The organism is Mycobacterium colombiense CECT 3035, from assembly GCF_002105755.1.
In the GTDB taxonomy this organism is placed as follows: domain Bacteria; phylum Actinomycetota; class Actinomycetes; order Mycobacteriales; family Mycobacteriaceae; genus Mycobacterium; species Mycobacterium colombiense.
Genome location: NZ_CP020821.1, coordinates 703,175 through 714,323 on the forward strand (window position 1 = coordinate 703,175; position 11,149 = coordinate 714,323).

The following is an 11,149-nucleotide window of genomic DNA, read 5'->3' on the forward strand; positions in this document are numbered from 1 at the left end:
CGCTCCTGCACACCAGCCGGAACTCCGTGGCCGCTTTTCGATTCCGCACCGGAACCGAGTGCCGTCGCACGCCCCCGCACCTCAGGCCTGCCAAGCGCATTGCCGGTATCGGGCGCGTGTCAACATGATCGATGCGATCTAGCGCGGCGAACATGGCTGCAAAGGTGCCTACTGATGGCTGGAGGACGTTTGCGTCAAATCTGGGGTTGTGCGCCGCACAATAACAATGGACTCGTAGATCTCGATGCTGCCTAAGGCCGGCGTGATTCTTGGTACCGAAACTTCGAGCATGTTGTTCGGGCTGCTGCCGCGCGCGCTGGTTCCGCTGGCGGTGACTTTGCTATGTATTGCGTCGATCAGTGCTCTAACAAGGTCGATGAACGAAACCGGGCTGTTGCGATAGGGATTCCGATAGTCGCAGTCAACCCTATCGACAATATAAGCCCCGCCGTCGCCCAGCGCGCTTACGAACAGACAACGAAAGCAGTCCACCATGTGAGAATTTGTATGGCTCCCAGTGTCGAGAATGACATCGAAAGGACCGAATTCCGCGGCCGTTCCGCGCAACGAGGAAATGGTCTGATCGCCACCGATACGAACGTGAATGCCTTGCGCATCCGCGATTTTTACCAACTTGGCGTCAACGTCGACCCCGACGATGAGCGAGTCGGGGTGAAGGAATTCCTGCCACATCTCTACCGAGTCGCCATAGAAGCTACCAATCACTAACATCCGGATCCGACTAGTTGAGTCGACTACAGATTCGTAGACCGGTAAGTCGTTCGGCGTCATGCGGGCCGGAGTCTGATTGCCTGACTCGCGCATTTCGCCGTGAAGCTCGGTGTGCACGGCAGGCAACGTGGTCATTGATCCAAGGTCGGGACCCAATGCTCTTAACATTTGGTCTTGGCCTCTATACGGGTACCGCCGAGCGAAGAAAAATAACTTCAAAACGGCTTTGGTTATCACCATCTTCCGATACAGGTCGCTTAGCAGCGGCCGTCGCGCGACGGCCGTCACGCACTTGCCTCTGCGGCCAACCGGTAGCCGCGCACGGCTATCGGGACGGATAGCGCGAGGAGCGCGACCGCCCAGGCCGCGGTTATGCTCAGGGGCTGCAACAGCGGACCGCCGTGGGCCAGCGACCGCATCGCCTCGATGGGCGGCGAAATAGGTTGCAGGTGAATCAAAAGTCGAATCCATCCGGGGAACTGCGCCATTGGCGTGGCGCCCGGATTGACGAACGCCATCGAAAAGGTAACGGCCACCAGCCAGTTCATCGCGGCACGGCCCTTGTCGCGAATGGCCACCGTCATCACGAGAGCGGTGAATCCGGTCACCACGATCGACGGAATCAGGAGGTACAGCACGATGGTCGGCCAGCCGTGGATGAAGCGCAGCCCCATCGCCACCCCGATCGCGGTGATCAGCGTCGTACCGAACAGAGCGCGCACGAACTCCGCGGTCAACCACCCGGTGAGCGCGCTCGCCCGATGTATCGGCAGGGTCCACATCCGGCTGAGCACGCGCGACTGACGGTCCATCATGATGCCGACAGAACCGCCGAGGGAGCCGAACAGCGCGGAAATCACCGCGCACATGGGCACAATGCCATAGACACTTTCGATACCGGTGGCCCTGCGCACCTGCTCGCCCAGCACGACCTGGTAGCAGAACAAGAGGAAGACGGGCAGCAGCAGCGACCCCATCAGCACCGCGAAGTCACGTCGCCAACGGATGAGCAGGCGACCGGCCTGCACCCAGCTCTCGGTAACCAGGGACCCTTGCGTCTCGAGCCGATGGGTCACTAGCCGCGCCTCTGCATCCGCAACGAGATCCCACCGAACACCACCACCATGCCTAGAGCCCAGGCCAGGGTGGTCGCCAGGTTGGCGAGTAACAGATGCCCGGTGGCCAGGCCGCGCAGTGTTTCGGCGAACTGCGAGAAAGGCTGGTTGCGGACATACGGGCGCAACCATTCCGGAAAGGTTTTTTCGGGCGCGATTCCCGTGGACAGCATGAACATCAGCAACTGCGGGACGAACAGTAGGTGGCTGGCCCCCTGAACCGTCTTGGCGCTTGATCCCAACGCGTCGGCGCCGAGCGTCACAGCCAGGCACAGCAGCAGCGCGACCACCACAAAAGCGATGGCATTGCCCGGGCCGCCGGTCATCCGAAAACCAAAGACAAAGCCGGCAATCATCGCCACTATCAGCGAGAGGACACCCCGCAGTAGGGTGGCCGCCGTCCGGGCCGTCACGGTGGCCGCCGCCGGAACCGGAAGCGTCCGGATCCGCTCGCCGAACCCGAAAATATGGTCGCGGACCGCGCGGTCCGCGGTGAGCATGCCGACGAAGGTCATCGACTGAACCACCACGGCGGGCAGCAGATACTGCGAATAACTGACGGGCCCGGTATCGATCAGCCCGTGCAGCGCGACGCTGAAGCCGGCCAAATACACGGCCGGCGCGAAGACCTCAAAAATCATCTCGCCATCGCGTGCCGCCGACATCAGCGAACGTTCGGTGAGGGCGGTCAGGGCGCTCATGACCGGGCGGGGGTCCGTTCGGTGATGTGCAGGAAGGCTTCGTCGAGCGACGGCTTGCGCAGCGAGATGTCGGCGAGTTCCAGCCCCAGCGCATCGACTCGGCGAAACACCTCGACCAGGGTGGCCACCCCATCGGGCGCAAACACCGACACCGAGCCCGTGTCGCTGTCGACCTCGACGCCCTCGAGTCCATTCAACGCCGCCGCGACCCGAGTCAAATCCGCGGGGTTCGCCGGTGTCACCTGGCAGTAGCTGGTACCCACCGCGCGCTTGAGCTCCTCGGAGGTGCCGCTGGCGATCACCCGTCCGTGATCGATGACGACGATCGAGTCGCTGAGCACGTCGGCCTCTTCCAGGTACTGCGTAGTCAGCAGCACGGTGATGCCCTGCACGGTCAGCGAACTCACCAAAGCCCACACGTCGCGCCGGCTGCGTGGGTCCAGCCCGGTGGTCGGCTCGTCGAGAAAGAGCACCTGCGGCGGAACCACCAGAGCGCTGGCCAAATCCACGCGCCGGAACATGCCTCCCGAGTAAGTCGACAGCCGGCGGTCGGCGGCGGCGACCAGATCGAACTGTTCGAGCAGCTCATCCGCCCTGGTCTTTGCCCGCTTGCGATTCAAGCCGCGCAGTCGGCCGAACAACACCAGGTTCTCCCGGCCCGTCAGCATGGGGTCCATTCCGGTGAACTGTCCGGCCATTCCGATGCTGGCACGTACCTTCGCCGGTTGGCGGATGACGTCGTACCCGGCGACGCTGGCGCGGCCCGAGCTGGGCCGGATCAGCGTGGACAGGATGTTGATCGTGGTGGTTTTGCCGGCACCGTTATGGCCCAGTACCCCGCACACCGTCCCAGCCGGAACCGAGAAGTCGATGCCGTTCAGCGCGACCGTGTCTCGCCCGAATGTCTTTGTGAGGCCTTCGACCTCGATCGCCAGAGCGCTCACGGTAGGAGTATTTCACGGTGCGTAGCGGCATGCTGGCGGTATAGGCAGATAGCGATATGGGGGATGGCGCAAGCCTTTCCTCGATGGCCACCGCGGATTCCGCCGGCACTGCGCAAAGCTGTTCGCAGCGGGGGAGTTCCGGATTTTCCATTCAAAATCATTGGCGTCCAATCTTTCTCGTCGCGTTTCGCGGAGGGCGTCGACCGCCTCGCTATCCGGGCAACGAAACGACGAGGACCACCTAGACGGTCGGCCTCGCGACGGGGATCTCGGCCGTGGGTGCGTCCATGTCGACCTCGTCGTGGTGGAGCAAGGTGCGTACCGACTGACGCGTTCCCACGGAGCGAAGCAGCAGACTGGCCGGCCTTGGTCGAACCAATTGTGGCCACCAGAACCACCGTCCGAGCAGCGCGGCGATGGTAGGCGTCATGAACGAACGCACGATCAACGTGTCGAACATCAGGCCGAGGCCGATCGTGGTACCGACCTGACCGATGATGCGCAGGTCGCTGACCACCATCGAGGCCATGGTGAACGCGAACACCAGGCCGGCATTCGTCACGACCTTGCCGGTGCCGCCCATCGCGCGGATGATGCCCGTATTGATGCCGCCGGCCAGCTCCTCTTTCATTCGGGATACCAGGAGCAGGTTGTAGTCGGAACCGACCGCCAACAAGACGATCACCGACATGGGCAGCACCATCCAGTACAGCTTGATGCCGAAGATGTACTGCCAGATCAGCACCGAGATCCCGAACGATGCGCCCAACGAGAGCGTCACCGTTCCCACGATCACCAGGGCGGCGATGAAACTTCGGGTCAGGATCAACATGATGATGAAAATCAGGCACAGCGCACCAATGCCGGCGATGAAGAGGTCGTACGTGGAGCCGTCCCGGAAGTCCTTGAACGTCGACGCGGTGCCCGCGATGTAGATCTTGGAATTCTCCAAGGGGGTGTTCTTGAGCGACTCTTCGGCCGCCTGCCGGATCTTGTCGATGCGGTTGACGCTTTCGGACGTCGCGGGGTCGCCTCGGTGCGAAATGATGAAGCGGGCGGCCTTCCCGTCCGGCGACAAGAATTGGGTCATCGCTTTCTTGAAGTCGGGATTCTCGAAAATCTCGGGCGGCAGATAGAACGAATCATCGTTCTTCGAATCGTCGAACGCCTGCCCCATGATGGTGGCGTCCTTGTTATTGCTGCTCATCTGGCCGATGATCCCGGACATGGTGCTGTGGTTCGTGAGCATCATGTTCCGCATGTCCTCGGACATCGCGATCATCGGCGGATACTGCTCGAGCAGCTGAGGCATCAGCTTGTCCATGTGATCGAGGTCTTGGAGTAGTGTCACCATCTTGTCGCTGAGCGTGTCGACGCCGTCCAGAATCTCGAAGATCTGCCGCAACGACCAGCAGATCGGGATGTCGTAGCAGTGCTTTTCCCAGTAGAAATAGCTACGCAGCGGCCGAAAGAAATCCTCGAAATCGGCCATCTTGCCATTTAACTCAGCGAGAACGACGGCCATTTCTTTGGTCTTCGTGATCGAGTCGTGCGTGATGTCCGTCATGCGGGACTGAAGTGCATATAAGCGCTTCATGATCTCGATCTGCTTGGCCATCATGTCCGCCTGGACAAGCATGTCGTCCATGCGCGCCTGCATGTACTTCATGTCTTGACCCATGATCGCTTGCTGCATGCTGAGCAGGAACGGGATCGAGGTGTGCTGGATCGGTGTTCCCTCGGGTCGCGTTATGCCCTGCACGCGAGAGATCCCGTGAACTCCGAAGATTGCCTTCGCAAGTCGGTGCAGCAACAGGAAATCCGCCGAGTTCCGCATGTCGTGATCGGATTCGATCATCAAGATCTCGGGCATCATGCGCGACTGGTTGAAGTGACGGTCAGCCGCCGCGTAACCGACGTTGGCGGGAACGTTGTCCGGCATGTAGAGCCGGTTGTTGTAGCTCGTCTGGTAGCCGGGCAGCGTCACCAGGCCCACCAGGGCGACGGCGATCGTCGCACACAGGATCGGCGCGGGCCAACGGACGATCGCCGTGCCGATGCGCCGCCACCGGCCGAATCCGATTGCGCGCGTCGGGTCGAACAACCCGAAGCCGCTTCCGACGGTCAGGACGGCCGGAACCAGCGTCAGGGCGATCAGCACCGAGATGAGCATGCCCACCGAGCAGGGCATGCCCATGGTCTGGAAGATGGGCATGCGGGTGAAACTCAGGCACAGCATCGCTCCGGCGATCGTCAGACCGGAACCCAAGACCACGGGGGCGACGCTGCGATAGGTGGTGAAATACGCCGTCTGCCGGTCTTCGCCCGCCTGGCGCGCCTCCTGATAGCGGCCGAAGAAAAAGATCGCGTAGTCCGTACCGGCGGCCATTGCCAGGGCCACCAGTAGGTTGACGGCAAACGTGGAGAGCGCCATCCAGTTGTTATTGGCGATAAAGGCGATGACGCCGCGAGCGGCGAAGACCTCGATCCCGACGGTGAGCAACAACAAAATGACCGTCGTGACCGAGCGGTACACCATGAGCAGCACGACGAAGATGATCAAGGCGCCGATCATCGTCATCTTCAGAATCGATCGGTCGCCGGCGAGCTGCATATCGGAGAACAGTGCCGAGGGACCGGTGACGTAGGCCTTGACCCCGGGGGGCGGTGGCGTTCGCGCGATCACATCGCGGACCGAGGCCACGGATTCCTGGCCCAGGGTGGTGCCTTGGTTGCCCGCCAGATTCAACTGCACATAGACGGCCTTACCGTCCGGGCTCTGGGCGCCCGCCGCAGTGAGGCGATCGCCCCACAGGTCCTGCACGTGCTCGATATGCTTTGTGTCGCTTTTTAATTCGCTAACGAGCTTGTCGTAGTACGCGTGATCCTGGTCGCCAAGCTGATGTTGCGACTCCAGGACCAGCATCGCGAAGCTGTCCGAATCGGATTCCTTGAAGTCCCGGCCCATGCGCTGCATGGCCTGCACCGCCGGCGCGTCCTGGGGGGCGAGCGGCACCGAATGCTGTTGGCCGACAATCTCGAGCCGTGGCACGCCGAACGTCACCAGCAGGGTCAGCGCCACCCACCCGATGATGATGAACACCGCAAGGTGGCGGATCGACCGCGCCAAGCGCGAGGGCCGGGGTGGGTGCGTAGTCATAAGGCCCTCGACGTGCCGACGACGCTATTGCCCTGTGTCACAGTGTTCCCCACGGTCGCTGTTCCCATCCTGAAGTGGAAAGCCACCACTTATTGCGGCTGCTTCAGGAGCAGTGAACGCACCAACGGACGGGGGCCGGTGTGCCGCAGCATCGTGCTGGCCGGGCGGGGGCGCACCAACTGTGGCCACCAGAACCAGCGTCCCAGCAATGCGGCGACCGACGGCGTCATGAACGCCCGCACGATCAACGTGTCGAATATCAAGCCGATGCCGATCGTCGTGCCCACCTGGCCGATGCTGCGCAGCTCGCTGACCCCCATCGAGGCCATGGTGAAGGCGAACACCAAGCCGGCGTTGGTCACGACCTTTCCGGTACCGGCCATGGCGCGGATGATGCCCGTGTGGATACCGGCAGCCAACTCCTCCTTCATTCGGGAGACCAAGAGCAAGTTGTAGTCGGAGCCCACCGCCAACAGCACGATCACGGAGGTGGACAGCACACTCCAGTGCAGTTGCATGTGCAGCAAGTACTGCCAGAACAGCACGGACAACCCGAAGGACGCCCCGAGCGAGAGCAGAACCGTGCCGACGATCACCATGGCGGCAATGAAGCTTCGCGTCATGATCAGCATGATGATGAAAATGAGGCAGATCGCGGATACGCCGGCGATCAACAGGTCGAACATGGATCCGTCAACCAGATCTTTGGTGATCGCCGCGGTACCGGTCAAGTAGATCTTGGCGTTTTCCAGGGGAGTGCCCTTGAGTGATTCCTCGGCCGCCGTCTTGATCTGTTCGACCCGGTTGAGGCCTTCGGGTGTCGACGGGTCGCCCCGCTGGGAGATCAGCAGACGGACGTCCTTGCCGTCCGGCGACATGAACACCTTCTCGATCCGCTTGAACGACTCGGACCCGTTGATGATCCCGGGCGGCAGGTAGAAGGAATCGTCATTCTTGGAGGCATCGAACGCCTGCCCCATGGCGCTGGGATCCTTTGCGCTCGAATCCATTTGGCCCATGACGCCGGACATGGTGCTGTGCATGGTCAGCATCATGGTGCGCATGCCCGACATGGTTTCGATCATCGGCGGGATCTGCATGACCAGCTGCGGCAGGATCGTATCCAGCTGGTCCAGGTCCTTCACCAGGTCGCCCAATTTGTCGCTGATCTCGTCGACGCCGTCGATTGCGTCGAAGATCGATCGCAGGGAGTAGCAGATCGGGATGTCGTAGCAGTGCTTTTCCCAATAGAAGTAGCTGCGAATCGGGCGCCAGAAATCCTCGAAGTCCGAAACGCGGTCGCGCAATTCTGAAGTGATGTCCTGCATTTCATGCGTCGTCCCGACCATGTGGTGGGTGGTGGCGACGAGTTCTTTCATCAGGTCGAGCATGTGCTGCATGATGCCGATCATCTTCCCCAGCTCATTGGCTTGGGTGAGCATGTCGTTCATGCGGTCTTTTTGGAAAGCCATGTTCTGCATCTGGCTTGCCTGACCCATGCTGATGATCCAGGGAATCGTGGTGTGCTGCAGGGGCGTTCCCTCGGGACGGGTCACGGTCTGCACCGTCGCAATTCCGGGCACCGCCAGCACGCCCTTGGCGAGCTTGTTGATGACGAGCATGTCCGTCGGATTACGCAAGTCGTGATCGGTCTCGATCAACAGAATTTCGGGCATCGACATCCGCTGACCGGGGAAGTGCCGAGCCGCGGCCGCATACCCCACGTTGGCGGGGATGCTCTGCGGAATGAATTTCTGGTCGTCATAGCTGGGCTTGTAATTCGGCAGGGTCAACAGCCCGATCAACGAGACGGCCAGCGAGGCGATCAGGATGGGCGCCGGCCACCGCACGATGGCCGTACCGATCCGCCGCCACCTGCGGGTCGAGAGCGCGCGCCGTGGGTCGAACAAACCGAACCGGGCACCGGCGGCAATAAGGGCCGGGCCCAGCGTGATCGCGACCAGGACCGCGATGGCAATGCCGACGGCGCAGGGAATGCCGAGCGGCTGGAAAAACGGAAGTCGGGTGAAGCTGAGGCAGAGCACCGCGCCGGCGATGGTCAAACCGGAGGCCAACACGACCTTGGCGACGCCGTTGAATGTGGTGTAAAAGGCCTCTTCTCGGCTTTCACCCGCGTGCCGCGCTTCTTGATATCGGCCGACGAAGAAAATGCCGTAGTCGGTACCCGTCGCGATAACAGCGGCGACCAGCAGGTTGACGGCAAAAGTGGTAAGGCCGACCAACCCGAGATGGCCGAGCAGCGCGACCATTCCGCGCGCGATCTGCAACTCGAGGCCGACGATCAACAACAAAAGAACGACCGTGACGATTGACCGGTAGACGAGCAGCAACGTCAAGAAAATCACGGCAAGGCTGACCAGCGTAACCAGCATGATGCTCTGCTGACCGGCAATGTTCATGTCCGCGACGATGGGTGCGGGCCCGGTCACGTAGACCTTTAATCCCGGTGGGGGCGAAGCCTCCTGCACGATCTTTCGAACGGCCGCCACGGACGCGTCACCCGCGGCCGCGCCCTGGTTACCGTTCAGGTTCACCTGCACATATGCGGCCTTACCGTCCTGGCTCTGCGCGGCGCCGCGGGTCAGCGGGTCGCCCCAGAAGTTCTGGACGTGCTGCACATGCGTGTGATCGTCTTCCAGAAGCTTGACCAGGCGGTCGTAATACTTGTGCGCGTCGTCGCCGAGTTGCTGCTGGCCCTCCAGCAGGATCATCGCCAACGCGCCGGAGTTCGTCTCGTGGAAGTCCTGACCAAGGCGCTCCATGGCCTTGAACGACGGCGCGCCCAGGGGGCTCAGCGAGACCGCGTTCTCCGCCTCGACCTGCTCCAGCGACGGGACGCCGATGCTGATCAGGACGGCGACAGCCAGCCAGCCCAAGATGATCGGAACCGACAGGCGATGAATGATCCGCGCAATACGTGGCCGCGGCGCAGCCTGGGTCTCCAGTTGCGGGGCGCTCATGTGGCCGTCAACACGCAGTAGGTGAACGCATTCAATTCGTGCGAGATCCTCTCGGCTTTGACGACACCGTCGACCACGATCCGGCAGCCGAGACTATCGCTGTTGCCCTGCGCGACCACATTTCCCACGATCGAAGGCAGCGTCGTCGAGATGTCGAACGTCCACGGCAGCTCGATACCGGTGATGTGGTTCGGCTCGCCGTTGGCGTCGAAGTAGCTGATGTCGGCCATCGACCCGGCGGGGCCGAAGACCTCGTACTTCACGTGCTTGGGGTTGAACGGCTTGGTGTCCTGCTGTCGTGATTCGGCGTAGCTCGGGCGCTTCTCGGAGCCGAAGACACCATGCAGCCGCGAGACGGTCATACCTCCGGCCACGACGACGGCCACGATGACCAGCGGGATCCACAGCCGGCCGAGGAAACCGAATATCCCAGGACCCTTTTTCGTCCGCGTCACCTGACGGCCGCTTTGCTGCACGGGTTCAGTTGAAGATCGACGACCAAAGCCTAGGAAACGACGTTGGCTAATGTCTCGTCCTTCCGCGATGGTGTTGTCGGGCCGGGCCCGGACATCCGATTCGACCACTGCACCCCCTTCAGCCGTGTTCATGCCCGGGCGGTTCTCGCCGCTCAAACATGCAACTACACCCCCGCCGCGACACGCCAGGCTGCAGCGCTTTGAATGTGGTGCACGTGGCGGACCAGCCGTGCCTCGGACACCTCATACAAGCTCCGCCCCCCGGGGAGCGCGACCAGGTCTTGTTGAGTAAACCACGCCAGTCGCTTCCGTATCAGTTCTTTGGCAACGCGATGCGGGATCGTAATGCCCCTCGCGTGCGTAAACCGCATTTGCTGACCGCCCGAATGTGCCCGGCGAGTCCCGCAGCGCCGCACCCACCTAAGCACAACACACGGTACGTGTCACTGGCCCGGGTGGTTCAAGGCTCCTCGCTGACCGGGCGCGTTCGCCTCTTGGTGATTTTCCCGGCCCCTGGGGCTTCGGCTAAGCTCAAGGGCGACAAGCACAAAAACTTCATCGGCCTGAAGGACGTGCCTGCCCCAATAGCGATATTTCGCAAGCCAACGCCATTGATGCAGGTCACTGCAGCGAACTCCGGGGCATCGGGGCCCCGCCGCACACCATTCACTGGACGCCGTCAACGCCTTCTAGGTCACACCAGGAACTTTGTCCAAACCACGGGCGAGCGCTCTAGGGCTCAACTATGGTTTGGACCTGTTCCACTCATGTCCACTATGCATCCTGGAGAATTGTGAGCATCAATCCATTCGACGACGACAACGGCAGCTTTTTCGTCCTGGTGAACGACGAGGAGCAACACAGCTTGTGGCCGGCCTTCGCCGATGTTCCAGCTGGCTGGCGAGTGGTCCACGGCGAAGCCGACCGAGCTGCGTGTCTGGAGTACATCGAGCAGCACTGGCCTGACATTCGGCCGAAGAGCCTGCGGGACAAGCTCGCAACGGGTCGGGGTTTTGACCAGTAACGAGTCGGGGTATGGG

The 11,149-nt window shown here is 61.8% G+C and carries 8 protein-coding genes; 1 reads left to right on the plus strand and 7 read right to left on the minus strand.

What is annotated here, in order from left to right:
* Positions 1 to 168: 168 nt before the first annotated feature.
* The 7 genes from B9D87_RS03590 to B9D87_RS03620 all read right to left on the minus strand — a co-directional run bounded on the left by B9D87_RS03590 (position 169) and on the right by B9D87_RS03620 (position 10,088).
* Positions 169 to 867 carry a hypothetical protein gene (locus tag B9D87_RS03590; protein WP_085382795.1) on the minus strand — a complete coding sequence of 233 codons (699 nt, stop codon included), beginning with the start codon at positions 865 to 867 and terminating at the stop codon, positions 169 to 171.
* Between the two features lie 149 nt (positions 868 to 1,016).
* Complete coding sequence (locus B9D87_RS03595) at positions 1,017 to 1,808, minus strand: ABC transporter permease (RefSeq protein ID WP_007774190.1); 792 nt, start codon at positions 1,806 to 1,808, stop codon at positions 1,017 to 1,019.
* Positions 1,808 to 2,548 (minus strand): ABC transporter permease, encoded by a 741-nt coding sequence (locus B9D87_RS03600; protein ID WP_007774189.1) that lies wholly within the window; start codon positions 2,546 to 2,548, stop codon positions 1,808 to 1,810. The genes B9D87_RS03595 and B9D87_RS03600 overlap by 1 nt, the downstream gene beginning before the upstream one ends.
* On the minus strand, positions 2,545 to 3,492 hold the full coding sequence (locus B9D87_RS03605) for a daunorubicin resistance protein DrrA family ABC transporter ATP-binding protein (protein WP_007774187.1): 948 nt from the start codon (positions 3,490 to 3,492) through the stop codon (positions 2,545 to 2,547). The genes B9D87_RS03600 and B9D87_RS03605 overlap by 4 nt, the downstream gene beginning before the upstream one ends.
* 241 nt (positions 3,493 to 3,733) lie before the next feature.
* The gene (locus B9D87_RS03610) at positions 3,734 to 6,652 is read right to left on the minus strand and encodes an MMPL/RND family transporter (RefSeq protein WP_040631296.1); all 2,919 of its coding nucleotides are present in this window, start codon (positions 6,650 to 6,652) and stop codon (positions 3,734 to 3,736) included.
* A gap of 89 nt (positions 6,653 to 6,741) precedes the next feature.
* Positions 6,742 to 9,633 carry an MMPL/RND family transporter gene (locus B9D87_RS03615; protein ID WP_007774183.1) on the minus strand — a complete coding sequence of 964 codons (2,892 nt, stop codon included), beginning with the start codon at positions 9,631 to 9,633 and terminating at the stop codon, positions 6,742 to 6,744.
* Positions 9,630 to 10,088 carry an MmpS family transport accessory protein gene (locus B9D87_RS03620; protein WP_044488295.1) on the minus strand — a complete coding sequence of 153 codons (459 nt, stop codon included), beginning with the start codon at positions 10,086 to 10,088 and terminating at the stop codon, positions 9,630 to 9,632. The genes B9D87_RS03615 and B9D87_RS03620 overlap by 4 nt, the downstream gene beginning before the upstream one ends.
* Positions 10,089 to 10,902: 814 nt before the next feature.
* On the opposite strand from B9D87_RS03620, the gene B9D87_RS03625 reads away from it, so the two are divergent.
* The gene (locus B9D87_RS03625; RefSeq protein ID WP_003877688.1) at positions 10,903 to 11,133 is read left to right on the plus strand and encodes an MbtH family protein; all 231 of its coding nucleotides are present in this window, start codon (positions 10,903 to 10,905) and stop codon (positions 11,131 to 11,133) included.
* The last annotated feature ends 16 nt before the right edge of the window (positions 11,134 to 11,149 follow it).

Bases quoted from the DNA above. Each gene is read 5' to 3' on its own strand.
- B9D87_RS03590 (WP_085382795.1), bottom strand. From the start codon at position 867: ATGACCACGTTGCCTGCCGTGCACACCGAGCTTCACGGCGAAATGCGC.
- B9D87_RS03600 (WP_007774189.1), bottom strand. From the start codon at position 2,548: ATGAGCGCCCTGACCGCCCTCACCGAACGTTCGCTGATGTCGGCGGCA.
- B9D87_RS03610 (WP_040631296.1), bottom strand. From the start codon at position 6,652: ATGACTACGCACCCACCCCGGCCCTCGCGCTTGGCGCGGTCGATCCGC.
- B9D87_RS03615 (WP_007774183.1), bottom strand. From the start codon at position 9,633: ATGAGCGCCCCGCAACTGGAGACCCAGGCTGCGCCGCGGCCACGTATT.